This is a genomic window from Halosimplex yunnanense, assembly GCF_054504345.1.
Window position 1 is genome coordinate 155,938 of the sequence record NZ_JBTJEL010000030.1, and the last position, 22,788, is coordinate 178,725.

Below are 22,788 nucleotides of genomic sequence, written 5' to 3' on the forward strand. Positions count from 1 at the left end.
TCAGTCGCCCGCTGCGGCGGCGATACCGAGTTCGTCGAGCAGCGCCTGCGCGGCCGCCGAGGAGGACTCGGGACCGCGGGCGGTGATCAGGTCGCCGTCGACGGTGACGCTCGCGTCGGCGTCGAGTTCGGCGTCCCAGTTCCCGCCGGCGGCCTCGACTTCCTCTTCGACCCAGTAGGGGAGCTTCCGGCCGTCGGGCATCCGGTCGTCGTCGTCGACGATGCCCTCCTCCCACTCGTTGGGGAAGCCCGTCACGTCGCGGCCGTCGACGAGGAACTCGCCCTCGTCGGTGCGCGTGAACGCCAGGATGCCGGCGGCGTGGCAGACGACCAGCGCCTTGCCGTCCTCGCCCGCAACGGCGTCGCGGAGCAGTTTCCGGGCGTGCTTGTCCTGATTGACGTCCCACGCGGTGCCGTGGCCGCCGGGGAAGACGACGGTCTCGTAGTCGGCGGCGTCGACCCGCGCGACCGGTTCGGGGTCGTTGAGTTCCTCGTGGTTCTCGTGGACCTCGCGGGCGTGCTCGGCGGTCTCCTCGCCGACCTCGTCGGGATCGAGCGACCGCTCGTCGACGACCGGCGGGTCGCCCGACGGGGTCGCGACCGTCACGTCCACGCCCGCGGATTCGAGCGTGGTGAGCGGCTCCACGCATTCCTCTGCCCAGTACCCTTCCTCGCTGACGACGAACAGTGCGGCTGTCATGGCATCGGTGGTATGGCCGCGAGACGGGTAAGGGATCCTCCACCCAACGACCTTGCCGGAACCGGACGACCGCGCAGGTGTGTCGGACTGTGACGGCTGGTTACCGCAGGACGGCGACGTACGTCACCGCCGCGAGGAACAGCGTCGCGACGGCGACGTTCTCCCAGGTGAACTCGCCGATCCCCGCGAGGTCGAGCGCGTAGACGGCGCCGAGACTGAACGCCAGCGACAGCAGCAGGTCCAGCACGAGCAGTACTCGGATGTCTCCCTGTGGGGGGTCGTCGCCGTCCGTCGCCATATCTGCCAGCGCGGCCGCTGGCCCCTTCAGTGTCGGGGCGAGACGATAGCCTCATCCCGACACACGCCGACGAGGGAGACATGACCGACTACTTCGAGGTCCACGAGCGCGACGGCGCGGCCCGCGTCGCCGAGTTACGCCTCGACTCGCCGGTGACGACGCCCGCGCTCGTCACCGACGCGGACCGGGCGGCCGCCACGAGCGACGGCGCCGGGGCTGCCGAGGACGGCACGCTCGCGGACCACGCCGACGCCGCGCCCGAAGCGGGGCTCGCACATCCCGTCCTCTCGGATCACGGAAGCGGCTGGGCGACCGAACCCGACGCGCCCGAGGGCGACGACGGGCAGCTCACCGTGCTCCCCGCACGGGGATTCCCGGCGGGGACGCCCGAGGAGGTTCAGGAGGCCTTCGCGTCGGAGGTCGCCGACGTCGACTTCCCGAGCGCCGCCGTGATCTCCGCGGAGACCGCCGCCGACCACGGCACCGACGCGTACGTCCTCTCGGGCGCGCCGGGGATCGTCGGCCACGCCGAGGCGTTCGTCGACGCGATGATCCGCGTGCGCGAGACGATCCCGCCGGACGCCGCGCTGTACCTGCCGGGCGTCGCCACGCCCGCGAACGTCGCGACGCTCGTCTACGCGGGGGTCGACCTCGTCGACGCCGACCGGGCCGTGATCCGCGGAACGCAGGGCCGCTACCTCACGGTCGAGGGTCACCACTTCCTCGAAGACCTCGACGAACTCCCCTGCGCCTGCCCCGCCTGCCAGCAGCCCCGCGAGGAGTTCGACCGCGCGGACTGCGCCCGGCACAACGTCAACGCGCTGGCCGCCGCCCTCAAGACCGTCCGCCGGCGGATCCGCGACGGACGGCTGCGCGACTACATCGAGGGGCAGGCCCGCCACGAGCAGTGGCTCACCGCCGTCTTCCGCCGGCTGGACCAGCAGTACGGCTACCTGGAGGAGCGCACGCCCGTCCTCCGGCAGGCCGAGATCACCGCGGCGACCGAGGACACCATCCGCCGCGTGGAGATCCAGCGCTTCGCCGATCGGGTCACCTCGCGGTACCGCAACCGCTTCGACAACCCGCTCGTCCTCGTGCCCTGCTCGGCGGCGAAACCCTACAGCGACTCCCAGAGCCACCGGCAGTACCACGACGCGATCCAGTGGCGCGCCCACAAGGTCTCGATGACCTCGCCGATCGGCGTCGTCCCGCAGGAACTCGAACTCACCTACCCCGCCCAGCACTACGACTCCGTCGTGACCGGCCGGTGGAGCGCCAACGAGATCGAGTTCGTCGCGAACGTCCTCGAACGGTACCTCGAACGCACCGACTACCCCCGCGTCATCGCCCACGTCCCCGAGGACTACCGCCCCATCTGCGAGCGCGTCGAGGCGAGTCTCGGCACCGAGTTCACCTACACCGTCGAAGACCACCCGACCACGACCGAGTCGCTCGGCAACCTCGCGTCGGCGCTGTCGGGCGAGTCGACCTACGGCAAGCGAGCGCGCCAGCACAACACGATCCGGGCCATCGCCGACTACCAGTTCGGCGACGGGGCCGGCGACGCGCTGTTCGACGACCTGACCATCCGGGGGAGCCACCCGGGACTGCAGGCTCACGACAGCGACGGCGAGCAACTGGCCGTCGTCGTCCGCCCCTACGGGACGCTCGCGTTCACGCTCGCGGGCGCCCGCCACTGGGTCGAGAGCGACGCGCCGACCAAGCGCGTCGAGATCGACGACTTCGTGCCTCACGGGAGCGTCCTCGCGCCGGGTGTCGTCGACGCCGACGAGTCGATCCGCGTCGGCGACGAGGTCGTCGTCGAGGGGCCGAGCGCCTTCGCGGTCGGCCGCGCGGAGATGACCGGCCCGGAGATGGCCGCGTCCTCGCGCGGTATCGCCGCCGAGGTCCGCCACGTCGACGAGATCTGAGTCCGGTCCCGACCCGCGGCGACGCCGCACACCGACCGCTGCCGTTTTACAGTCGTGTCGGTTACTCCGGTGCAATGAGCCAGCCGAGCCCCGACGTCTACGAGCAGGGCAAGGGGATGGACGCCCACAACAAGGTGATGCGCGAGGTGCGCTCGCGCAACGACGCCAGCTACGACCCGCGCGAACCCACGCGCGTCTGGCTCGACGAGGACAACACGCCCGACGGCTTCGTCGATTCCCTCACGATCATCCTCAACACCGGCGGCTGCCGGTGGGCCCGCGCCGGCGGCTGCACCATGTGCGGCTACGTCGCCGAGTCCGTCGACGGCGGCAGCGTCAGCCACGAGGAGTTGATGGCCCAGATCGACCACTGTCTGGACCACGAGCGGGAGCACGCGGACGACCTGCGGGGGGACCAAGCGGACCTAATCAAGATCTACACCTCCGGGTCCTTCCTCGACGAGCGCGAGGTGCCCGCGGAGACGCGACAGGCGATCGCCGATACCTTCGGCGACCGCAACCGCATCGTCGTCGAGTCTCTGCCCGATTTCGTCGACCGCGCGAAGGTCCGCGAGTTCACCGAGCAGGGACTGGATTGCGACGTCGCGATCGGACTGGAGACGGCGACCGACCGCGTCCGGCACGACTGCGTGAACAAGTACTTCGACTTCGCGGACTTCGAGGACGCCTGCGCCGAGGCCGACGCCGTCGACGGCGGCGGGATCAAGGCCTACCTGCTGATGAAACCGCCGTTCCTCTCGGAGGGCGAGGCTATCGCCGACATGAAGCGGTCCGTCCGCCGCTGTCTCGACGTCGAGGGGTGTCACACCGTCTCGATGAACCCCTGTAACGTCCAGCGGTACACGATGGTCGAGGACCTGTATCACGCGAGCGGCTACCGCCCGCCGTGGCTCTGGTCGGTCGCCGAGGTGCTGGAGTCGACCGCCGACGTCGACGGCATCGTCGTCTCGGACCCCGTCGGCCACGGCTCCGACCGCGGTCCGCACAACTGCGGCGACTGCGACGACCGCGTCCAGCGCGCCATCAAGGACTTCGACCAGCGCCAGGATCCCTCCGTCTTCGAGCAGGTCTCCTGTGAGTGCGAGCGCACATGGGAAGCCGTCGTCGAACGCGAGCGCAGTTACTCCCTGCCGCTCGCCCGGTAACGCGCTCCTCCTAATTTCTGGGCTGCAGATCGATCTTTCCGCCTCGGATAGTCTTCAGGGCTGGACTCCGACAACGATACCCGGAGCGCGGCGGGGTTGCGGCCACGCGATTACACTTTCACTCCGGTTGCCGTGGGTTTTTATGCATCTGGGATCAACGCCCTCGTAGGGGCCCTGGAGACCCCGACTGTCACACGCTCCAGACCCCTACGTTCCCTATCCTATCTTCCGAAATCCAGTAGCTACGGGCCTGTTCGACGACATCTGTGGAGACACCGAAGTAGCACGCGCGGACGCGTTCGATCGGGTCGAGTTGCGCTTCGGTCGCCTCGGTTGTCCGGACTGCATTCGTCAGTCCGTTGATCGTTCTGGTTTTCCGGGCGAGCGGTCGGGCGCCTCGTCGCGACCGCCTTCCGGTGGGATTATCGACCGCGGAGCGCAAGCAGCATCGCATGGAGCGGACGGATCCCCGCGACGAATTCGACGAGTTGGTCGTCCGGACCGAGCGCCATGAGGTCGACGGCGAGCGATTCGACGAACTGCGCGAGGCGGAGGTGTTCCAGTCCGGCTGGGGCGTCGCCGGGGTCGTTCTCCACGAGGAGCAGGTGCTCGCGATCCGCAACGACGCCTACCCGACGGAGTGGACGCTTCCCGGCGGCGCGGTCGAAGAAGGAGAGTCGCTATCCGACGCCGTAGTCCGCGAGGTGGCCGAAGAGACCGGCGTCGGTATCGAACCCGTGCGGCCGGTCGGGGTCGACGAGGGCGTCGTCGTGGACGGCGAGCGAAGGATCGAGATGCGCTTCGTCCACTTCTTCGCCCGGGCGATCGACCCGGAAGTCGACACGACGCGGGACCTCGGCGACCCCGACGAGTCGATCACCGAAGCGCGCTGGCTGGACGAGCTGCCCGAAGACGTGTACAACCCCGAGCACACGCGGGACGTGTACGAGTTCGCGAAGGCCCTCGACTTGGACCGATCGACGGTGCAGGGGTAGGCAGGAGCGACAGACCTACAAATCGACCGAGTGACACTCCCCTGTGACAGTTCCCCTCCAGATACCCGGTGTCACCGAGTTGATAGTCGTTCTGGTGACCTTCGGATTCTTCGTCGGCATCGTCGGCGGGATCGTCTTCCTCGTCCGCAGAGCTGGGAACAGCCGGAAAGACGAACGGATCGACGAACTGGAACAGCAGGTCGAGGAACTGCGAGAAGACCGCGACTCCCGGGATCGGTAGTCACGGTCTTCGGTGATTGCGGCAGCCGAGAGACGGCAGTGGGCATCGCTCGACGGAGAAACCGCCGAACAGACGGAGACGTACCCTATTCCGCGAACGCGCGGAGGACGCCCTGCCCGTCAGTGTGGCCGATGTCGGGCAGGGAGACGCGCTCGGGGTGGGGCATCAGGACGGCGACGGTGTCCTGATCGCCGAGGACGCCAGCGACGCTGTGTTTCGAACCGTTGGGATTTGCCTCGGGAGAGACGTTGCCCTCGGCGTCGCAGTACCGGAAGAGGACGCGGTCGTCGGCTTCGAGTGCGTCGAGGCGCTCGTCGTCGACCTCGTAGCGGCCCTCGCCGTGAGCGATGGGGAACTCGACGACTTCGCCCTCCTCGAAGTGGCTGGTCCACGGGGTGTCGGCGTTCTCGACGCGGAGGTGGACCCGCTCGCACTGGAAGCGGGCGCTCTCGTTGGTCGTGAATGCACCGGGAGTCAGCGACGACTCGCAGCCGATCTGGGCGCCGTTGCAGATTCCCAGGACAGGTGTCCCGGAGTCGGCGGCCTCGCGGACCTCGTCCATGATGGGCGAGCGGGCGGCCATCGCGCCGGCCCGCAGGTAGTCGCCGTAGGAGAAGCCCCCGGGCAGGACGATGCCGGTGACGTCCGCGGGGAGGCCGTCCTCGTGCCAGACGAGTTCGGCGTCGATGCCGAGGTGAGCGAGCGCCTGCACGGTGTCCCGATCGCAGTTGCTGCCGCCGAATCGGATGACAGCGACGGTCATCGTTCCTCGACGGCGACCTCGTAGTCGTGGATGGTGGGGTTCGCGAGCAGGCGCTCGGCCATGTCGCCGGCGCGCTCGCGAGCGTCCTCGGCGCTGTCGGCGTCGAGGTCGACCTCGAACAGGTCCGCCGCTCGCAGGTCCTCCAGTTCGAACCCGAGCCGTTCGAGCGCGCGTTCGGTCGTCTCCGCCTCGGGGTCGAGGACGCCGTGTTTGAGTCGGACCTCGACCGTCGCGGTGTACGCGGTCATTGCGTGGAGAGCGGTCACCGGCGACAAAAACGCTTGTGACTCGTGGCGGTCAGGCGGTCTCGAATTCGACCGCCTGCCAGTCGTCGGGCTGGTCGGGTAGTCCGCGGGCGCGGATCACCCGCTCGCCGTCGGCCTCGCGGAGTTCCACTTGCCCGTCGAACGCCTGGGCGATCGAGGTGAGCGTCTGGTCGTCGACGGCGCCGGGGTCGATGGCGCAGACGCCCAGTCCGTCGGCGGTGCGGATGCGCCCGGTGAGCGTGTGGACGAAGCGGAAGACCGACTTCGCCGGCGCGCAGACGAGGAACGGCGAGAGCGTGTAGACGCCGGTCCGCACGCGCGCGGCGCCGTTGGAATGGATGCGCTCGTACAGCGCCGAGAACTCGATGCCGGCGCCGGTCAGGTCCCCGGGGCCGCCGACCGCGCGGACGTTGCACTCCTCGTTGTCGACGCCTTCCTCCGTGCAGTCGATCACGCCGACCCGTGCGAAGTCGACGTCGCCGCCCATCGCCTCGTAGTCGGTCAGCGTCTCTCGGCCGTCGACGTCGGCGGCGATGAACAGCGCCCCCTCGCGGGAGTGGCGGCGCAGCAACAGCCGCAGCGTGAGTTCACGGATGCCGCCGAGCGCCGGGCCGGTCACCAGGATGTTCGTCCCGCTCTCGACGGGCTCCAGGGGGAGGTTCTCGAACGCGTATGCCGGTTGTTCGACGTTCACCGGCCCTCACCGCCGCCGTCTCGGCGCTCGTCTTCGCCCCCGTCGGCGCTGGTGGCGACGCCTTCGGTCACGTCTCCACCGTCCGCCTCGTTCAACCGGCGGCGCAGCTCGAGCTGATCCATCGCTTCCTCGGCGAACAGCCGCAGCGTCGCGAGTTCGTCCTCGGAGAACGAGCGCGGCTCGTCGTGGGTGAGACAGAAGGCGCCAATCGTCGCGCCTCGCGGCGTCTCCAGCGGGACGCCGGCGTAGGCGCGGATGTTCAGTTCGTCGAGGCGGTCGTTGTCGGCGAAGCGGTCGTCGGCGTGGGTGTCCTCCACCACCATCAGGTCGTCCTGGAGAATGGTGTGGGTGCACATCGAGTTCTCTCGGGAGAGCGTCTCCCAGGCGGCCCCGGAACAGGCGAGGAACCGCTCCTCGTGGGCGTCGATCACGCCGACGAACGCCACGTTCACGCCGAAGTGTTCCCGCGCGATGGTAGTCAACCGGTCGAAGGCCTCGGTGGCCTCCATCCCCGGTCGGTCGTACTGTTCGAGCGCCGCGAGGCGTTCGTCCTCTTCGGTCGGCAGCGGGTAGCCGACCTGCGTCCGCTCGTCGACGACGTTCCCGACGAGGCGGGCGAGTGCGTCCCGGGCGTCGGGCATGTCCCGGGGGAGATACTCGACGACGACGTCGCCGTATCGGGCGGTGTCGATCCGGTCGGGCGACGCGTCGGTGAACAGGATGATGGGCGTATCCGGCGCCGCGTCCCGTACCCGCGCCGCGACCTCGAGGCCCGTCCCGTCGGGGAGGTCGTAGGCCGTGACGACGCAGTCGACGCGGCCGGCCTCGAGTGCGTCGCTCGCTTCGGCGACCGAAGTCGCCTCCGCGACGGCGACTTCGCCGTCGACGGCGAGCGCGTCCCGCGTGGCCGCCCGTTCGCGCTCGTCGGCGTCGACGGTCAACACAGTCAGTTCACTCATAGACGTCTCTGCGGTCCGTAGTGACTGCACCCCCATAACTCTCCGCGTGCGTGATCCATCCGTGATAGTCGGGACCCACCCACGATATCCGGAGGGCAACTGACCGTGTGAACTCGCGACGGGCGACGCGAAACCTTTAGATGCCGACGCCCGTCAGCGCTATCCGATGACTGTCCATTCACGCACGCGCCCGCCGGTCCGTACCCGGTCGAGGTGGTCGCAATGAGCCGCGAACTGACCGAAATCGTCGTCGTCGGCGACGACGACACGGGACTCATCGCGGAGATCACCTCGACGCTCTTCGAGCGCAACATCAACATCGAGGACCTCGACCAGGCGGTCCGCGAGGGCGTCTTCCGCATGACGATGCGGGTCGACACCTCCGAGATGATCGTCAAGGAGGAGACGCTCCGGGAGAACCTCCACGAACTCGGCGACGAACTCGGCGTCGACGTCCAGGTGCGGTTCCCCGACGACCGCGAGACCCAGCAGATCGCCGTCCTGGTCACCAAGGAGTCCCACTGTCTGGAGGCGATCTTCGAGGCGTGGGCGAGCGGAAACCTCGGCGCCGACGTCGAAGTCGTCATCGGGAATCACTCCGACCTGCAACCGCTCGCCGAGAAGTACGACGTGCCGTTCCACGACATCGGCGACGAGAAGGGCACGCCCGACGAGGACGAACTGCTCGACCTCCTCGACGAGTACGACACCGACCTCGTCGTGCTGGCGCGCTACATGCGCATCCTCAGCCCCGACGTGGTCTTCCGGTACGAGGACCGCATCATCAACGTCCACCCGTCGCTGCTGCCGGCGTTCCCGGGCGCGTCGGCGTACATGCAGGCCATCGAAGAGGGCGTCCGCATCGCGGGCGTCACCGCCCACTACGTGACGACCGACCTCGACCAGGGGCCGATCATCACCCAGCGGGCGTTCAACGTCCCCGACGACGCCACCGAGGAGGAACTCCAGGAGATCGGCCAGCCGCTGGAGGCCGAGGCGCTGCTGGAGGCCATCGACCTGCATCTCAACGACGAGGTGACCGTCCACCGCGGCCGGACGAAACTGCGCGACCCGGAGGAGACGGGCGCGCAACTGGGCGCGCCGGAGGATCTCGACCAGGCCAACCCCGACCGACCGATCGACGGCCTCGGCGAGTACGTCGCCGAGCAGGACGACGACGACGGCGAGGAGAGCGAAGCCGAGGCGGAAGCCGAAGCCGACGACTGATCGGCGCGAAGTCGGCGCTTTTCGGACGGAGTCCCGTTCTGGCGAACAGGCGACGTGGACTGCCCACAGAGCGGCGTGTCGCGCTCCCGCGGACCGCTCCGGGCGACTGGTCAGGTCACGCGCAGCGGTGGCCGCTCACTGGTACTTGAAATTGGGGACGCCGCGGAGGGTTTTCGAGTGATCGGGCAGTGAAACGGGAGTTCGAGCCGCCGGTCACTCTTCGACGGCGAAGTACCGGTCGTGATGGCGTCGACAGCCCGGATTGAACGCCGCGCTGCACTCGGGGCAGGCGTCCTCGCAGTCGAGATACGCGCGGACGGAAAGCGTCGCGCCGCAGGCACCGCACAGTACCGCTGGCTCGTCGAACGCATTGCGTGGCACGCACTCGGAGTCGTGGTCTGCGAGCGCGCCGTGGCAGCGAAAGCACGGGTAGTAACAGTCACAGCACGGGAACCGGAGCGCGACCACGTCGACGGCCGCGTCGTAGTGGCCACAGCGCGTCTCGGAGTCGACGGCGACGCCGCGGAGCGGGACGGAGAACCGGTCGTCGGTCTTTGGCGTGGCGGTCGTCCGTCGGTCGGCGTCCGGTCGGTCAGTCATCGGTTCGAACGGATCGGATGCTCAGAGGTCGCGGACGGCGTCGACCGCCGCGTCGAGCGACGGGGCGTCGACGGCCTCGCGGCCGATGTAGGCGTTCGTGCCGGCGCAGTAGAGGTCACGAGCGGCGGCGATCACGTCGTCGTCGAGCGGTTCGGGCTCGGACTCGCACAGCGACTTCCAGTCGGCGACGCCGCGCTCGTCGGCCTCGGCCTTGGCGGCGGAGACGGCCTCGACCCACTCGGGCTGAGTGCGCTTGTGGTACTGGCGGATGACCTCCTTGGAGACCTGCTGGCCGTCGTAGGAGAAGCGGTTCTCGTCGAACGTGCCGACGACGTCCGCGACGCGGATCTCGCCCTCGTAGTACAGACACTCGATCTTCCCGTCCTCGTGGGTGAGTCCGGCGTCGTCGGCCCGCTCGGTGACGAGCCGGTTCACCTCGGTCGCGACGGCCGCGAGGTCGTCGACGCTCGCGGCGCCGGCGATGCGGTCGGCCTCCGCGCGGTCGAGGTAGCGGTCCTGCTCCTCGTACTTGGTCGAGAACTCGACGATGGGGTCGTCGAGTTCGACGACCTCGTCGGGCCAGTCGGTGAAGTCGAGACCGTGGTCGGAGGGGTCGGTTCGCTTGCGGAGCGAGGAGCCGACGCCGACGCGGTTGCGGAAGACGATCTCCAGCGGGACGAGGAAGTTCTCGCCGGCCTGCTCGTGGTAGGCGTCGTAGTCGTAGCCGCTGGGGTCGTCGGTGTCGTCGCCCTCGAAGGGCAGGTCGGGGACCTGCGTGAGTTCGATGATCATCTCGCGGGGCGCCGCGCCAGAATCGAGCGCCTCGTCGAGGGGGACCGGGCCGTGGGTGTCGGGGGTCGAGACGCCCTCGTAGTGGGTGGGAACGCCCTCGCGTTCGAGCAGTTCGAAGTTGAACGCGCCCATCGTGCACAGGGAGGCGCCCTTGTCGGGGATCTCGTCGGGCATCTTCCCCCAGTCGAACACCGAGTAGTCGTCGGTGAAGGCGAACGCGCCGCGGCCGAGTTCGTCGGCTGTGGCGGCCCGCTCCACCCGGAACTCCTTGACAGAGGTCATTGGCGGACTCTCACTCCCCCGTGCCAAAGACGTTTCTCACTCGGGGCGGGTGAGCGCCGCCGGCGTCCCCGCCCAAAAGCATACTTGCCAGCCCCGTGCAGGTCAGCCCGATGGTCGAATCCGTCGGGCTGGCGGTCGGTATCATCGTCGTGACGACTGGCGCCGTCTGGGTCGGTAGTTCCTGGCTGGAGTCCGCGAGCGAGGAGCTGTCGGCGTACTACGGGCTGCCGCAGGTCGTCCAGGGATCGGTCGTCGCCGCCGTCGGGTCGAGCTTCCCGGAGCTGGCGACGGTCGCCGTCTCCGCGCTCGGAGGGGCACTCGGGGTCGGGACCGGTGCCATCGTCGGCTCGGCGATCTTCAACGTCCTCGTCATCCCCGCTATCGCCGGGATATCGACCGAAGAAGACATCGAGGCCAACCGGACGCTCGTCTACAAGGAAGCGCAGTTCTACATGCTCGCCGTCTCCGCGCTGGTGATCACCTTCGCGATGGCGGTCATCTACGAACCGGTCGCCGGGGCCGAGTACATCTCCGGGGAGATGACCCGGCCGCTGGCGCTCGTCCCGCTCGCCCTGTACGGACTCTACCTCTTCATCCAGGCTCAGGACACGGCCGACCACGTGGCCGACCCCGAGGCGGGCGAGGGCGTCGACCCGCGCCGACAGTGGGGGTACCTACTGGTCGCGCTGGTCGTCATCCTCGTGGCGATTCACGAACTCGTCGGCGCGGTCAGGACCATCGGTGCGGCGTTCGGCGTCGACGAGTTCATCATGGGCGTGACCATCGCCGCCGGGGCGACGAGCCTGCCCGACGCGCTGGTGAGCGTCCGCGCCGCCAAGGACGACCGGGGCGTCGCCTCGCTGGCGAACGTGCTCGGCTCGAACACGTTCGACTTGCTCGTCGCCATCCCGGTCGGCGTCCTCATCGTCGGCTCGTGGACCTTCAACTTCGCGCTCGCCGTCCCGATGTTCGCCGTCCTCACGCTCGCGACGGTCCTCCTCTTTACCGCCCTCCGGACCGACCTGGCGCTCTCGACGGCCGAATCCGCGGCGCTGCTCGCCGCGTATCTGGTCTTCGTCGCGTGGGTCGTCCTCGATACGGTCACCGCGGTCGTCTCCATCCTCCCGGACGTCGGTGGCTGAGCGTCACTGTCGGTCCGGGCGGCCGTCTCTCCGGCGATCGGGAGCCGTCCGGGACAGCGGGCGCTTCGGCCGCTTCCACGCCGTTTATGACGCTGGCTCCTGTGTGGGCCACCATGACAGACGCCGCACGCCCGCGGGCCAACGTGCCGCGGGGGCAGTTCGGGTTCGACCACGTCCCCGAGACCGACCAGTCGTTCGAGAACGCGCTCGCGAAAGCGCGCTCGGGCGAGCGGCTGTCGGTCGCCGACGGCGTCGAACTGCTGACGACCGGGACCGACCGCGAGGGCATCGACCTCGAGCGCAAGGAACTCGTCCTCGAAGCGGCCGACCGCCGCCGGGAAGAAGTGGTCGGCGACGAGGTGACCTTCGTCGCCAACCTCAACAACAACGTCACGACGGCCTGCAACACGGGCTGTCTGTTCTGCAACTTCAAGGACCGCTCCGAGAAGTTCCGCTCGGCCAACGACGAGAGCCACGGCGGGTTCACCAAGCGCCCCCACGAGTCCCGCGAGATCGTCCGCAAGGCCGTCGAGCGCGGCATCTACGAGGTGACCTCCGTCTCCGGACTCCACCCCGCGTTCGCGCTGGACGAGGAGCACCGGGAGATCCTGGAGGCGAGCGACCGCGGCGACCTGAACTACCGACCCCCCGAGGAGTACGAGGTCGACCCCGGCACCTACTGCGAGCAGATCGAGGCGATGAGCGTCGACGGCGTCCACGTCCACTCGATGACGCCCGAGGAGGCCTACCACGGCCGGCGCGGCACCGACTGGTCCTACGAGGAGGTCTACGGGCGGCTGAAGGAGGCGGGTCTCGACTCGGTGCCCGGGACGGCCGCCGAGACGCTCGTCGACGAAGTGCGCGACGTGATCTGTCCGGGCAAGATCGGGACCGACGAGTGGCTCGAAGCGATGGAGGCCGCCGCAAACGTCGGCCTCGACGTGACCGCGACGATCATGTACGGCCACGTCGACAACGAGATGCATCGCATCATGCACCTCGAACGGATCCGCGAGTTGCAGGCCCGGACGGGAGCGATCACCGAGTTCGTCCCGCTCTCGTTCGTCCACCAGAACACGCCGCTGCACGAGGACGGGATGGTCGACGCGGGTGCGACCACCCACGAGGACGAACTGCTGATCGCTCTCTCCCGACTCTTCCTCGACAACGTCGACCACGTGCAGTCGTCGTGGGTGAAATACGGCGACGAGCAGGGGCTGAAGATGCTCTCCTGCGGCGCCGACGACTTCATGGGCACCATCCTCAGCGAGGAGATCACCAAGCGCGCGGGCGGCGAGTTCGGCGAGGTCCGCTCGTTCGACGAGTACGTCGAGATGATCGACGCCATCGGCCGCGTCCCCGTCGAGCGATCGACGGACTACCGACAGCGCCGTCGCATCGACTCCGACGACGGCCCGCACGGTCCCGAACTCGGCCCCAAGGCCGACGGAACGCCGCTGGTCGATCCCGACTGGCTCGGCGAGGCGACCAGCGATCCGACCAGCGCCGACGACTGAGCCGATCGGCGATCGGACCTGTCCACGCCGGCTGAACCGGTCTCCGTCGCCGCGACGCCGGGCGACGCTTCTATCAGTTTGACCGTCGAACCTCTCGCCGATGGCCGAAACCCTCCCCGAAGCCCTCCGGGAGCGACTCAGTTTCCGGGCTGCCCTCCAGTGGGTCGGGCTGTTGGCCTTCCTCTGGTACGTCCTCGATCCGTCCCCTGCCCAGTTCGCGACGACGGTCCTCTCGATGGCCGTCTTCGGATTGACCGAGCTCGTCACCGATACGTACGACGTGCGCCAGTCTGTCAAGAACGTCGGGCTCGGGCTCTACGCGCTCGTCGGCGGGACGGCGATGGCGCTGTTCGACGACGGAAGCCCGTGGCTCCCGGTCGCGTTCGTCCTCGTCGGGCTCTGGTTCGTCGCCGACGCCGTCCAGACGGTCCGCCACGAGGGTGCGACCGAGGAAGAGCCGACGGGCCGCGAGGTCTACCACGACTACGTCGCCCGGCAGGTCCACGAAGCGGTCGAGGAGCGCTCGTATACCCGGCGGGAACTGTACGAGACGCTGGAGGCCGACGACGAAGCCGTCGACGCTGCCGTCGAGCGACTCGAATCACGGGGCGTCGTCGTTCGAGAGGGAAGTTCGATCCGGGCGACCGAGCCGGATGACAGCGGGCGACTCGGAAAACTCGCGGCCCGCATCGCGCGTCCGATCACGCTCGAACTGGAGCGCGGCGACGAAGGGAACGACGATTGGTCGACGGTCGAAAGTGGGTCGTCCGATGGGGGACGTCCCTCAGGCCGGGGAGAACGGGAACAGCAGCGCGGTGGGGAACGGGAGCATCAGAAGGGGTCCGAGCGGGAGCGGGAGCGCGAAACGACGGACTAGGCGGCTTCGGGAGCGCCAGCGAGGGGCGAACGGATCCGGGGGAGGGGGCAGTGATTCAGGGCGGACGTGGGACGAGCGCCCGGGTCCGTTCAGACCGTGCCCGTCCAGCACCTGTCGATTAGGACGCTAGCTGCGTATCTTTGTTGCCTGTTATGCGAGGTGGGTTTATACGTGGGGCTTTTCACGGGGGCGTTAGTATATCCGGCATGCGCTACGTGACGGTCCAGGTGACACCCGCAGAAGGCGATGCGTTCCACCCGCTGGGCGCGGCTGTCGCCGACGAGTCGGCGATCACCACCGGACCGATCCACCAGCTCGAACTGATCGACGGGGACACGGGCGTCTCGCTGTCGGAGATCCGCGAGGGGATCGACCGGTACAGCGAGATCCTCGCCGAGTCCCCGTACGTCATCGAGTACACGACGACGGGATCCGACCGGGGGTTCGTGTACACGCACTTCGAGCTAGACGACCTGACGCGCCGACTCCTCCGGTACCGCCGCAGTTCCGAGCTCATCGTCGAGATGCCGATCGAGGCCGGCCCGGACGGAGAGGCGGTCGTGACGCTCGTCGGCGACTCCTCGGCGTTCTCGGGGGCGTTCGACGACGTTCCCGAGGAGGTGAGCATCGAAGTGGTCGAGACCGGGGAGTACGACCCCGGCGTCAGGCAACTGTTCGACCGGCTGACCGCCCGCCAGCGCGAGGTGCTGGAGACGGCCGTGCGAGCGGGCTACTACGACGACCCGCGTCGAGTCACCCACGGCGATCTGGCCGCCGAACTCGAGGTGTCACCCGCCACCGTCGGCGAACACCTCCGGAAGATCGAATCGCGCGTCTTCTCGGGGTTCGTCGCCGGGGAGTGAGCGTGCCGGACACCGTGGACAGTGAATGCCCCTGGCGCGCTCGCTAGGAGTGATTGTCACCGCCGGAAACAGTAGGAGGTGAAAGCCCTCGGCGCGCTCGCGGTCGCTGAGCGACATACCCTCGTTGCACTCGGGTAGGGGTCGCTCAGGCGACTGAACTGTACGCAAGCCCGCCTCGCCCGTTCAGTCCGCCAGGAACAGCAGCCGCACAGCACCGCAGACAGCAACGTACCTCCCCAACCGATTCACTCGCTCCGCTCGCTCATCCACTGTCAGAGCTTGCTCTGACAAGCTGCTCAAAAATCATAGATCTTTGGCATGACGAGAGAGCTTTGCTCTCTCGAACCACTTCGCTCGCAGGCTCGCGAAGACCTCGCACGACTCCGTCGCGAGACGAGACTCACGACAGCGTGCGCCACCGTGGTTTGTTCAGTCACTGTGCTGTTAGCATCCGGCGCCTTCGGCGCCGGTTCACCGCTCGCGCGGAGCGTGAGCGGCCTTTTTCACCCATGTTTTTGCGTCGGGATGCCCGCAGCGCCCTCCGGGCGCGAGGACACCCCCGCCGGAAAAAGATGGGCTGGCAAGCTTTAACCGCGCCGAGGGCGAACGTCCGGACGAATCGATGGTCCAGAGAGACACAGAGACGTGCGGTCGTTGCAGTATGACCAGCGTCGTCGAGGCGACCGACGACGCGGGCGACGACCGTGACCCGTTCGGCGGCGCGCGCATCGAGGTCCCGGAAGACGAGATGCGAGCCGTCGCGAAACCGCAGATCCTGATCGGTCGCGCAAAGCGTCGGCTCGACGAAGTCGCGACTCGACTGGCCTACGGACGATAATGGAAGAGAGCGTCTCAGGGTTCAAGACCCGCGGTGGATGGGTCGACGCCGTCGAACACGGCGAGCGCATCGTCCGCGCGCTCAAGGACCTTCGCGCCGACGGCGAGGACGACGTCTCGCTCGACGCCCTCGAGGAGTTCGACGACTGGCGGCCCAAGAGCCACGAGCGACTGGACGAAGACGTCAACGAGAAGACCGCCGATCAGGCGAGCGTCGAGGAAGGCGAGGGCGAGAAGGCCGGCAAGCGACCGGACGAGGACCTCCAGACGGCCGGCGAGAAGCTCACCGAGTCCTACGAGAGCCTCGAGGCCGAGGACACCGACGAGGCCGTCGACAAGTGGGGCGAGTCGCTGGACTACGTCGCGCGCGCGGCCGACTCGGCCGGTCGGAAGGCCGTCCGGAAGGTCGAGGACGCGGTCTACCGCAACGTGATGACCCAGATCGCGCCGTACTACTTCGACAACGAACTCGTCAGTGCGAACCTCCAGCGGGTCAACGGCGACGACCGCCCGGAGTACGTCTTCGAGATCAACGTCAACGACGACGACCTGAAGATCAAGGTCTCGAACAAGCTGGCCGACTACGAGTCGACGGTCGACCGCTGGCACGTCGATACCGAGAAGGTCACCGACGCGGCCGAGGCGGCCGAGGGCGTCGAGGCGCCCGACCTGGGCGATCAGGCCGACTCGGAGACGACCTGAGTCTCAGTCGACGATCCGGATCCGGTCAGCGTATACGGTGCCCGGGTCCGAGGAGTTGGCTGCGATAGCTACCCCACCACTGTCGTACGTCCGATCGTCGCCGCGCAGTGACACCAGTTCTGTGCCCTCGCTGTCGAACGCTTTGACCCGGATCGTCGGATCCGTCCACTGTACCGTCCATCGGAGGCGTTCCCCGGCGTACCTGGCCGGCTCGTAGGCCGCCTGATCGAGCGTTTCTTTCTCGTCCGGACCGTCGAGCCTACGGAGCATAGCCGTGTTCGCGTCGTTTTCCCAGTTGTGATTGTGGACCCTGACTCGGTACCCTCGGCTGTAGGTGGCCGACTGCACGCCGAAGCCGAACCACGCCACCGCGTCGGTGTTTTCCTTGTAGAAGCGGAATTCGACGGTGTCACCCCGGGACGGGTAGTTCTGGAGCCCGGACTCGGACGCAATGACGAGCTTCCGGTCACCTCGGTAGACGGCGGCGTACTCACCCGTAACCGGGTGGTCACTCGTCACCGACCAGGTCGCACTCCCGCTGGCGCCGCGTTCGGCTGTCGTCCACTCCGAGCGATCACCGTCCTCGAACGCCGTGACGAGTCCGGGAACCGGCGTCGCTGTCGGGGTCGCCGTCGGGGTTGGGGTAGGCGTTGCCGTCGGTGTCGGCGTCGGCGGGGAGTACCGCCCGAGCTCGGTCACCGATTTCTCCTCCGGTTCGTACAGGACTTTCACCGTCTCGCTCGGCGGGACGGCGTCTGGCCAGTTGACGACACCAGGTCCGATCCGTGCGGTGCTGCCGCTCGTTACCTGCTCGTCGGCCTGCTCGGTAGTCGAGCCGAGTTCACTCCAGAGGGCCTCGTCGCCGTCGCTCGTTCGCACCACGAGGTCGGCGGCACGGACGCCCCCGCTGCCGGTGTGTTCGATCCGGACGGCAGGTCCGCCTGACGATGTCTCGTACGCGAAACCGAACGAGAGGGTCGACGGGTCGAAGTCGGACTCCGACGTTCCGAACACCGTCTGACACCCCGCCACTCCCGATCCGAGACCCGCGGCCGTCGCCGCGAGGAACGCCCGCCGCCCCCACTGTCGTTGCATGGGATGGTGTGAATTCGTGTCTGCGTAAAAGGTTTTCCAGTCGATTACTCTTCCGCTGGCTTCCCGTGCGACCGATTCACGGCGCTTGGCCCCACGCCGTGACCGGCAGGCACTTGTGGGCACGTCCGGTATCGGTGCCCAGATGGCATCGCTGGCGATACTGGTCGTTGCTGCCGCGGCGAGTCTGTTCATGGCGTGGGCGATCGGCGCCGGGTCCTCGGGGTCGACGCCGTTCGCACCGGCCGTCGGCGCCAACGCGATCTCGGTGATGCGCGCCGGCTTCGTGGTCGGCATTCTCGGTCTCGCGGGAGCGGTCTTCCAGGGGGCCAGCGTCACGGAAGCGGTCGGGCAGGAGCTGATCCGCGGGGTCACGCTCTCGCCGGTCGCGGCCGTGGTCGGCCTCACGACCGCCGCGATTCTCGTCGCGATCGGCGTCTTCGCCGGGTACCCGATCGCGACCGCGTTCACCGTCACCGGCGCAGTCGTCGGCGTCGGGCTCGCACTCGGCGGCGACCCCGCGTGGGCCAAGTACCGCCAGATCGCGACCCTGTGGCTGCTCGTCCCGTTCGTCGGCGGTGGCGTCGCCTACGGGACCGCCCGAACCCTCCGCAGCGAGGGCATCCCCGAACGATTCACTGTCCCGGCGCTGGCGGGACTCGTCGGCATCATCCTCGCCAACGTCGAGTTCGTCTTCCTCGGCCCGCCCGGCGAACAGGCCTCGCTCGGCACAGCGGTCGTGACTGCTACCGGCGGCCCGCCACTCGTCGTCCGTATCGTCGTCTCGCTCGCGGCCGCGGTCGCGGCCGCCGCAGCGCTCTGGTTCGACATCCGCTCGGACGAGGCGCGGGGCCAGCGACACTTCCTGCTCGTCCTCGGCGGGCTCGTCGCCTTCTCAGCCGGTGGCAGTCAGGTCGGGCTGGCGATCGGTCCGCTCGTCCCGCTGCTCGGTCCGTTCGACCTGCCGATCGTCGCGGTCCTCGTCGGCGGCGGACTCGGCCTCCTCATCGGGTCGTGGACCGGCGCCCCGCGGATGATCAAGGCGATCTCGCAGGACTACTCCTCGCTCGGTCCCCGCCGCTCGATCGCCGCGCTCATCCCCTCGTTCGCCATCGCCCAGACGGCCGTCTTCTTCGGGATCCCCGTCTCGTTCAACGAGATCATCGTCTCGGCCATCGTCGGCAGCGGCTACGCCGCCGGCAACAGCGCGGTCAGCCGCGAGAAGATGCTCAAGACTGTCGCCGCGTGGGTCGGATCGCTCGTCCTCGCGCTCGGCGTGAGCTACGGGGCGTTCGCCGCCGTCGACGCCGTGCTGTGAGGTCCGCAGTGCCAGTCGCGTCCGTCGGGCCGGAGAATGGGGAGTCGCGGACGAGCTATCCGTTCGCAGCGGCTCGATCCACCGCTCGACGGACGCCGTACCCGAGGACGTAGCCGACAACGCCGAGGACGACCGCCAGTCGGAGTCCGCTGGTGACGCTGGCTTCGAGTCCGCCCCGTAGCTCCGCGCGGGCGGAGACATAGGCGAACGCGGCCATCCGTGGATAGCTGTACCGCGACGCTGGCCCCCAGGCGCCGGTGACGTACCCCACGAGCGGCGGGAACGTGTAGCTCCAGAGCGAGACCGACCACGTCGCCGCGACGCCCGGCACGACTCCCGTGTGGAGCGCCCCGGCGACGGTTGCGACGGCGAACGACCCTGCGATCCAGAAGACGAACCCCTCGTGAAGTCCGAACAGGAACGCGACCGATCCCGCTCCCAACAGTCCGCCGACCGCCACGATCAGCCGCCGTCGCGACCGCGGATCCCCGACTGCGAGCGCCCACCGCTCTCGATCCGCCACGGAGTCCATGGTCAAACTGACCGACGCGAACGTGATAGCCGTTGGGGAGGCGTCACGTGGCGGTGATCAACGCGTACCACACGTGAACTGAAAAGGGGACACAGCCGTGCCTTCGACCGGAGGGAGCGCGAACTTACTCCTCGTCGCCGAGCAGTTCGGCCGGGTCCTGCCCGCCGCGCTCGGAGATCCGCGCGTTGATCTGGCGCGTCGCCTCGCCGACCTCGCGGCCGCGGACGGTCACGCGCTTGCGCTCGCCGTCGCGGTTCGGCTCGTAGCCGGTACCGCCTTCGAGCATGATCTGCTTGAGCTCGGTGCCGCGCACGTCGTCGCGCATCGGTCGGCCCGTCTCGTCGGAGCCGCCGGTGATCTCGAGCTGGTAGCCCGAGAGGCCGACGGCGCCGCCGTCGACTTCCTCGCCGATCTCTCGGCCGATGAATCGGTTCGCGTCCTGTCCGTCGATCTCGATCTGGTACGTGTGGCCGTCCTCCGGGTCGGAGACGGCGACGGTGAAATCTGCCATATACGCTCGCAATCATCGCGCGTTCAAAAGCCCGTCGGAACGCCTCGTCAGATCCCGATCGCCGTCCGGCCGTCCCACGGCTTCGCGTCAGCGTCCCCCGGGTGCTATCGCAAATCAAGCGTGAACCCCGTCTTGGCGTCCCCGTCGAATCCGCAGTCCTCGTAGAACTGGTGTTTCCACGGCTGGTCGGAACCGGTCAACAGCATCACCTTGTAGCACTCGCGGGCTTTCGCCCGGTCGATCGCGGCCTCGACGCATTGAGTGGCGAACCCCTCGTCTCGATAGTCCTCGTGGGTCACGACGTTCTCGATCACCGCGAACGGGCGAGCACCGCGGGTCAGGTTCTTCGTCACCGAGAGGACGCAGGTGGCGACGAGCCGGCCATCGTGCTCGACGACCACGACGTCGAGGGCGTCGTCGGCGATCATCTCGTCCCACAGCCCCTGGACCTCCTCGAGGTCGAGTTCCGGATCGTCGGGGTTGAGCATCCGGTAGAGCTCCAGCAGTTCGTCCAGTTCGTCGACCCGTACGGATCTGGCCGTGGCCATATCGGTCTCGGTCTGCCCTGCACGGCGCTCGTACTAAACGGGTGGGACCGACGAAACTGATTTGTCGTTCGCGTGTGGGTCGATAGTATGTCGGGTTGGTCCCCGCCGTCACCGCCGCGAGAGTTGCTCGCCGGAATCACCCTCGCCTACGTCGTCATCTTGGCATACGCGCTCTTCATACAGGGCTCGCTATTGCTCGGGCTCGTCCCGGGAATCGTCTTCGTCGCCGGGTACTACCTGTGGCGGCTGCTGATCGCCGTCGAAGCCGTCGCCGACGGCGTTCACCGGATCGCAGACGGCCGTGAGGAGCGCTAGTTCGGCTGTCTACGCCCGATCGACGCCGATCACCGTCGAGACGCGCGCGTTCTCCTTCAGTCGGATCCCCGCACCGCCCACCGACAGCGGCACGCGGTCGAGTTCACGCAGTCGGAGCGTCGGATGGGAAGCGCCCCGCGCCAGCAGTTCGTCGCGGGTCTGGACCGTCGCGACGAGGTCCTCGGACAACGCCAGCGACTCGTTGTACTCGATCAGGTACTGCCCGGCATCGAGGTGCCACCACTGGTAATCGTCGTCCTCGTTGCGGTACTGTCGGTCGTGGGCGTCCAGTTCGGCGGCCTCCAGTTCTCCACCCCCGAAGTCGACGCGGCCCGGGGAGGCCACCTCGTAGATCTCGGACACGGTCAGATCCAGTCCTCGCCCTTCGGTCTGAGTCGGTTCGTGGACGATCCCGTCGACGAACGCCGTCAGGTCTGTCATACTCTGGCGTCACGGCCGCTCGCGTCAAAAGCGTGGGGCAGACCGGCGCTGGCGCTACGCCTCGAAACCGTCTTCCCATCGGAAAGTGCCGTCGCGCTGGACGACGTCGCCGTCGACTTCCAGCCGGGAGTCGCCGGTCATGTCGGTGATGAGGTCGACGTGGACCGCGGAGTCGTTGCCGCTCTCGCCGTCGGGCAGGTTCGCGTCGTAGGCGCGGCCGAGCGCGAGGTGGACGGTCCCGGCCATCTTCTCGTCGAAGAGGATCCGTCCGGTCGGGCGGTCGATGCCTCGGTTCATCCCGACCCCGAGTTCGCCCAGCCGCTTCGAGCCCTCGTCGGTCTCGATGATCTCCTTGACGACGGCTTCGCCCTGCGCGGCTTCCCAGTCGGTGACGACGCCGTCGTCGAAGGTGAGTTTCACGTCGCGCACGTCGTGGCCCCGGATCGTCATCGGCACGTCGAAGGTGACGACGCCGGTTGCGTCGGACGGTGCGGTGAAGACCTCGCCGGAGGGCAGGTTGTGCGAGTCGTAGGCGACGCTCGCGGCGGAGTTGACCGCGGTTCGGCCACCGATGGACAGGGTCAGGTCGGTCCCCTCGTTGACGATGCGAACCTCCTCGCCGTCGTCGAGAATCTCCTTCAACTGCCCCATCTCCTCGGCGAGGCGCTCCCAGTCCCGCAGCGTGGCGTCGTAGACGAAGTCGGCGTACTCCTCGTAGGCCATGCCCGCCTGCTGGGCGAGCGCCCGCGTCGGGTGGACCGTCGACACCCAGTCCGTCGCGAGGCGTGCTTCCCTGATCTCCTGTCGCGCGCGTCCGTGGCGCTGGGTGCGCTCGCCGGGCACGTCGGCAGTCGCCGCGGTGTTTCGCCCGCCGCCCAGCGAGAGCACACTGTCGGCGTTTTCGTATAGCGATAACTCGTGTATCGGGTCCTCGTCGAACTCGTCGTCGTGTGCGCGGAGATACGCGCGCTGGACTTCCTCGGAGCTGTAGACGGTCGTCAGGTTCGCGCCGCGCTCGCCCAGCGCTTCGGCGACGGCGACCGCCAGCTCGTGGGCGCCCTCGTCGACGCTCACGACCACGTTGTCGCCGTCCTCGATCTGTGCGCTCCAGTCGACCAGTATCTCGGCGTGTTCGCGTACGCGCTCGTCCATGTCCGCTGGTCGGTCGCCACCGCCTAAA

26 protein-coding genes and 1 pseudogene are annotated in these 22,788 nt (G+C 68.2%); 13 read left to right on the forward strand and 14 right to left on the reverse strand.

Annotated features, from left to right (window positions below):
- Entirely contained in the window at positions 1–699 is a 699-nt protein-coding gene (locus tag AB2U09_RS05160; RefSeq protein ID WP_459191624.1) for a type 1 glutamine amidotransferase domain-containing protein, read from the reverse strand.
- A 100-nt stretch (positions 700–799) separates the two neighbouring features.
- A complete protein-coding gene (locus AB2U09_RS05165) occupies positions 800–997 on the reverse strand; it encodes a DUF8107 family protein (protein ID WP_459191625.1) in 198 nt (65 codons plus the stop codon).
- Between the two features lie 80 nt (positions 998–1,077).
- On the opposite strand from AB2U09_RS05165, the gene arcS reads away from it, so the two are divergent.
- The 4 genes from arcS (at position 1,078) to AB2U09_RS05185 (ending at position 5,330) form a co-directional block, all read left to right on the forward strand.
- A complete protein-coding gene (gene arcS / locus AB2U09_RS05170) occupies positions 1,078–2,928 on the forward strand; it encodes an archaeosine synthase subunit alpha (RefSeq protein ID WP_459191626.1) in 1,851 nt (616 codons plus the stop codon).
- A gap of 74 nt (positions 2,929–3,002) precedes the next feature.
- Entirely contained in the window at positions 3,003–4,094 is a 1,092-nt protein-coding gene (locus AB2U09_RS05175) for an archaeosine biosynthesis radical SAM protein RaSEA (RefSeq protein WP_459191627.1), read from the forward strand.
- A 452-nt stretch (positions 4,095–4,546) separates the two neighbouring features.
- On the forward strand, positions 4,547–5,089 hold the full coding sequence (locus AB2U09_RS05180; RefSeq protein WP_459191628.1) for an NUDIX domain-containing protein: 543 nt from the start codon (positions 4,547–4,549) through the stop codon (positions 5,087–5,089).
- A 43-nt stretch (positions 5,090–5,132) separates the two neighbouring features.
- Positions 5,133–5,330, forward strand: a complete 198-nt coding sequence (locus AB2U09_RS05185) for a hypothetical protein (protein WP_459191629.1) — start codon at positions 5,133–5,135, stop codon at positions 5,328–5,330.
- 85 nt (positions 5,331–5,415) lie between these two features.
- Here the strand turns inward: AB2U09_RS05185 and purQ are convergent, their stop codons facing one another.
- From purQ to AB2U09_RS05205, 4 genes are read right to left on the reverse strand one after another with little or no spacing between them, the layout of a single operon-like run.
- Entirely contained in the window at positions 5,416–6,093 is a 678-nt protein-coding gene (purQ, locus tag AB2U09_RS05190) for a phosphoribosylformylglycinamidine synthase I (RefSeq protein WP_459191630.1), read from the reverse strand.
- Positions 6,090–6,341, reverse strand: coding sequence for a phosphoribosylformylglycinamidine synthase subunit PurS (gene purS, locus AB2U09_RS05195; RefSeq protein ID WP_459191631.1), 252 nt, complete (start codon positions 6,339–6,341; stop codon positions 6,090–6,092). The genes purQ and purS overlap by 4 nt, the downstream gene beginning before the upstream one ends.
- Positions 6,342–6,390: 49 nt before the next feature.
- Positions 6,391–7,053 (reverse strand): DUF7504 family protein, encoded by a 663-nt coding sequence (locus AB2U09_RS05200; protein ID WP_459191632.1) that lies wholly within the window; start codon positions 7,051–7,053, stop codon positions 6,391–6,393.
- Positions 7,050–8,012: a GAF domain-containing protein gene (locus AB2U09_RS05205; RefSeq protein ID WP_459191633.1), complete on the reverse strand. Its 963-nt coding sequence runs from the start codon at positions 8,010–8,012 to the stop codon at positions 7,050–7,052. The genes AB2U09_RS05200 and AB2U09_RS05205 overlap by 4 nt, the downstream gene beginning before the upstream one ends.
- Positions 8,013–8,234: 222 nt before the next feature.
- Between AB2U09_RS05205 and AB2U09_RS05210 the strand changes: the two genes are divergently transcribed.
- On the forward strand, positions 8,235–9,239 hold the full coding sequence (locus AB2U09_RS05210; protein WP_459191634.1) for a formyltetrahydrofolate deformylase: 1,005 nt from the start codon (positions 8,235–8,237) through the stop codon (positions 9,237–9,239).
- A gap of 213 nt (positions 9,240–9,452) precedes the next feature.
- On the opposite strand, the gene AB2U09_RS05215 is transcribed toward AB2U09_RS05210, so the two are convergent.
- Positions 9,453–9,839, reverse strand: coding sequence for a CHY zinc finger protein (locus AB2U09_RS05215; RefSeq protein WP_459191635.1), 387 nt, complete (start codon positions 9,837–9,839; stop codon positions 9,453–9,455).
- Positions 9,840–9,860: 21 nt separating this feature from the next.
- Positions 9,861–10,913: a phosphoribosylaminoimidazolesuccinocarboxamide synthase gene (locus tag AB2U09_RS05220; RefSeq protein ID WP_459191636.1), complete on the reverse strand. Its 1,053-nt coding sequence runs from the start codon at positions 10,911–10,913 to the stop codon at positions 9,861–9,863.
- 110 nt (positions 10,914–11,023) lie between these two features.
- Here AB2U09_RS05220 and AB2U09_RS05225 point away from each other — a divergent pair, with 110 nt between their 5' ends.
- The 6 genes from AB2U09_RS05225 (at position 11,024) to AB2U09_RS05250 (ending at position 16,851) form a co-directional block, all read left to right on the forward strand.
- A complete protein-coding gene (locus AB2U09_RS05225) occupies positions 11,024–12,055 on the forward strand; it encodes a sodium:calcium antiporter (RefSeq protein ID WP_459191637.1) in 1,032 nt (343 codons plus the stop codon).
- A 113-nt stretch (positions 12,056–12,168) separates the two neighbouring features.
- Positions 12,169–13,572 carry a 7,8-didemethyl-8-hydroxy-5-deazariboflavin synthase subunit CofH gene (gene cofH / locus AB2U09_RS05230; RefSeq protein WP_459191638.1) on the forward strand — a complete coding sequence of 468 codons (1,404 nt, stop codon included), beginning with the start codon at positions 12,169–12,171 and terminating at the stop codon, positions 13,570–13,572.
- A 100-nt stretch (positions 13,573–13,672) separates the two neighbouring features.
- Positions 13,673–14,449 carry an MFS transporter gene (locus AB2U09_RS05235; protein ID WP_459191639.1) on the forward strand — a complete coding sequence of 259 codons (777 nt, stop codon included), beginning with the start codon at positions 13,673–13,675 and terminating at the stop codon, positions 14,447–14,449.
- A 206-nt stretch (positions 14,450–14,655) separates the two neighbouring features.
- Positions 14,656–15,312: a helix-turn-helix domain-containing protein gene (locus tag AB2U09_RS05240; protein WP_459191640.1), complete on the forward strand. Its 657-nt coding sequence runs from the start codon at positions 14,656–14,658 to the stop codon at positions 15,310–15,312.
- Between the two features lie 622 nt (positions 15,313–15,934).
- Positions 15,935–16,150, forward strand: a complete 216-nt coding sequence (locus tag AB2U09_RS05245; RefSeq protein WP_510172074.1) for a DUF8007 family protein — start codon at positions 15,935–15,937, stop codon at positions 16,148–16,150.
- Positions 16,150–16,851, forward strand: a complete 702-nt coding sequence (locus AB2U09_RS05250; protein WP_459191642.1) for a DUF5828 family protein — start codon at positions 16,150–16,152, stop codon at positions 16,849–16,851. Before AB2U09_RS05245 ends, AB2U09_RS05250 begins: the two co-directional genes overlap by 1 nt.
- Before the next feature lie 3 nt (positions 16,852–16,854).
- Here the strand turns inward: AB2U09_RS05250 and AB2U09_RS05255 are convergent, their stop codons facing one another.
- On the reverse strand, positions 16,855–17,946 hold the full coding sequence (locus tag AB2U09_RS05255) for a hypothetical protein (protein ID WP_459191643.1): 1,092 nt from the start codon (positions 17,944–17,946) through the stop codon (positions 16,855–16,857).
- 142 nt (positions 17,947–18,088) lie between these two features.
- On the opposite strand from AB2U09_RS05255, the gene AB2U09_RS05260 reads away from it, so the two are divergent.
- The gene (locus AB2U09_RS05260) at positions 18,089–19,261 is read left to right on the forward strand and encodes an inorganic phosphate transporter (protein ID WP_459191644.1); all 1,173 of its coding nucleotides are present in this window, start codon (positions 18,089–18,091) and stop codon (positions 19,259–19,261) included.
- Positions 19,262–19,316: 55 nt separating this feature from the next.
- Here the strand turns inward: AB2U09_RS05260 and AB2U09_RS05265 are convergent, their stop codons facing one another.
- The 3 genes and pseudogenes from AB2U09_RS05265 to AB2U09_RS05275 form a co-directional block, all read right to left on the reverse strand.
- The gene (locus AB2U09_RS05265; RefSeq protein WP_459191645.1) at positions 19,317–19,793 is read right to left on the reverse strand and encodes a hypothetical protein; all 477 of its coding nucleotides are present in this window, start codon (positions 19,791–19,793) and stop codon (positions 19,317–19,319) included.
- Between the two features lie 124 nt (positions 19,794–19,917).
- Positions 19,918–20,304 (reverse strand): 30S ribosomal protein S6e, encoded by a 387-nt coding sequence (locus tag AB2U09_RS05270; protein WP_459191646.1) that lies wholly within the window; start codon positions 20,302–20,304, stop codon positions 19,918–19,920.
- A 104-nt stretch (positions 20,305–20,408) separates the two neighbouring features.
- A pseudogene (locus AB2U09_RS05275) lies at positions 20,409–20,867 on the reverse strand (GNAT family N-acetyltransferase); the annotation flags it as partial.
- A 72-nt stretch (positions 20,868–20,939) separates the two neighbouring features.
- Here AB2U09_RS05275 and AB2U09_RS05280 point away from each other — a divergent pair.
- The gene (locus tag AB2U09_RS05280) at positions 20,940–21,167 is read left to right on the forward strand and encodes a DUF8066 domain-containing protein (RefSeq protein ID WP_459191647.1); all 228 of its coding nucleotides are present in this window, start codon (positions 20,940–20,942) and stop codon (positions 21,165–21,167) included.
- A 9-nt stretch (positions 21,168–21,176) separates the two neighbouring features.
- Here the strand turns inward: AB2U09_RS05280 and AB2U09_RS05285 are convergent, their stop codons facing one another.
- Positions 21,177–21,608 (reverse strand): dCTP deaminase/dUTPase family protein, encoded by a 432-nt coding sequence (locus tag AB2U09_RS05285; RefSeq protein ID WP_459191648.1) that lies wholly within the window; start codon positions 21,606–21,608, stop codon positions 21,177–21,179.
- Between the two features lie 54 nt (positions 21,609–21,662).
- Complete coding sequence (locus tag AB2U09_RS05290; RefSeq protein WP_459191649.1) at positions 21,663–22,760, reverse strand: aminopeptidase; 1,098 nt, start codon at positions 22,758–22,760, stop codon at positions 21,663–21,665.
- Between the last annotated feature and the right edge of the window lie 28 nt (positions 22,761–22,788).

Coding starts and splice junctions, on each gene's coding strand:
- AB2U09_RS05210 (WP_459191634.1), top strand. CDS start 8,235: ATGAGCCGCGAACTGACCGAAATCGTCGTCGTCGGCGACGACGACACG.
- AB2U09_RS05175 (WP_459191627.1), top strand. CDS start 3,003: ATGAGCCAGCCGAGCCCCGACGTCTACGAGCAGGGCAAGGGGATGGAC.
- AB2U09_RS05290 (WP_459191649.1), bottom strand. CDS start 22,760: ATGGACGAGCGCGTACGCGAACACGCCGAGATACTGGTCGACTGGAGC.
- AB2U09_RS05270 (WP_459191646.1), bottom strand. CDS start 20,304: ATGGCAGATTTCACCGTCGCCGTCTCCGACCCGGAGGACGGCCACACG.
- AB2U09_RS05245 (WP_510172074.1), top strand. CDS start 15,935: ATGGTCCAGAGAGACACAGAGACGTGCGGTCGTTGCAGTATGACCAGC.
- purS (WP_459191631.1), bottom strand. CDS start 6,341: ATGACCGCGTACACCGCGACGGTCGAGGTCCGACTCAAACACGGCGTC.
- AB2U09_RS05280 (WP_459191647.1), top strand. CDS start 20,940: ATGTCGGGTTGGTCCCCGCCGTCACCGCCGCGAGAGTTGCTCGCCGGA.
- AB2U09_RS05220 (WP_459191636.1), bottom strand. CDS start 10,913: ATGACCTCTGTCAAGGAGTTCCGGGTGGAGCGGGCCGCCACAGCCGAC.
- AB2U09_RS05240 (WP_459191640.1), top strand. CDS start 14,656: ATGCGCTACGTGACGGTCCAGGTGACACCCGCAGAAGGCGATGCGTTC.
- AB2U09_RS05255 (WP_459191643.1), bottom strand. CDS start 17,946: ATGCAACGACAGTGGGGGCGGCGGGCGTTCCTCGCGGCGACGGCCGCG.
- AB2U09_RS05260 (WP_459191644.1), top strand. CDS start 18,089: ATGGCATCGCTGGCGATACTGGTCGTTGCTGCCGCGGCGAGTCTGTTC.
- AB2U09_RS05180 (WP_459191628.1), top strand. CDS start 4,547: ATGGAGCGGACGGATCCCCGCGACGAATTCGACGAGTTGGTCGTCCGG.
- AB2U09_RS05165 (WP_459191625.1), bottom strand. CDS start 997: ATGGCGACGGACGGCGACGACCCCCCACAGGGAGACATCCGAGTACTG.
- AB2U09_RS05205 (WP_459191633.1), bottom strand. CDS start 8,012: ATGAGTGAACTGACTGTGTTGACCGTCGACGCCGACGAGCGCGAACGG.
- AB2U09_RS05285 (WP_459191648.1), bottom strand. CDS start 21,608: ATGACAGACCTGACGGCGTTCGTCGACGGGATCGTCCACGAACCGACT.
- cofH (WP_459191638.1), top strand. CDS start 12,169: ATGACAGACGCCGCACGCCCGCGGGCCAACGTGCCGCGGGGGCAGTTC.
- AB2U09_RS05215 (WP_459191635.1), bottom strand. CDS start 9,839: ATGACTGACCGACCGGACGCCGACCGACGGACGACCGCCACGCCAAAG.
- AB2U09_RS05250 (WP_459191642.1), top strand. CDS start 16,150: ATGGAAGAGAGCGTCTCAGGGTTCAAGACCCGCGGTGGATGGGTCGAC.
- AB2U09_RS05225 (WP_459191637.1), top strand. CDS start 11,024: ATGGTCGAATCCGTCGGGCTGGCGGTCGGTATCATCGTCGTGACGACT.
- purQ (WP_459191630.1), bottom strand. CDS start 6,093: ATGACCGTCGCTGTCATCCGATTCGGCGGCAGCAACTGCGATCGGGAC.
- arcS (WP_459191626.1), top strand. CDS start 1,078: ATGACCGACTACTTCGAGGTCCACGAGCGCGACGGCGCGGCCCGCGTC.
- AB2U09_RS05160 (WP_459191624.1), bottom strand. CDS start 699: ATGACAGCCGCACTGTTCGTCGTCAGCGAGGAAGGGTACTGGGCAGAG.
- AB2U09_RS05265 (WP_459191645.1), bottom strand. CDS start 19,793: ATGGACTCCGTGGCGGATCGAGAGCGGTGGGCGCTCGCAGTCGGGGAT.
- AB2U09_RS05235 (WP_459191639.1), top strand. CDS start 13,673: ATGGCCGAAACCCTCCCCGAAGCCCTCCGGGAGCGACTCAGTTTCCGG.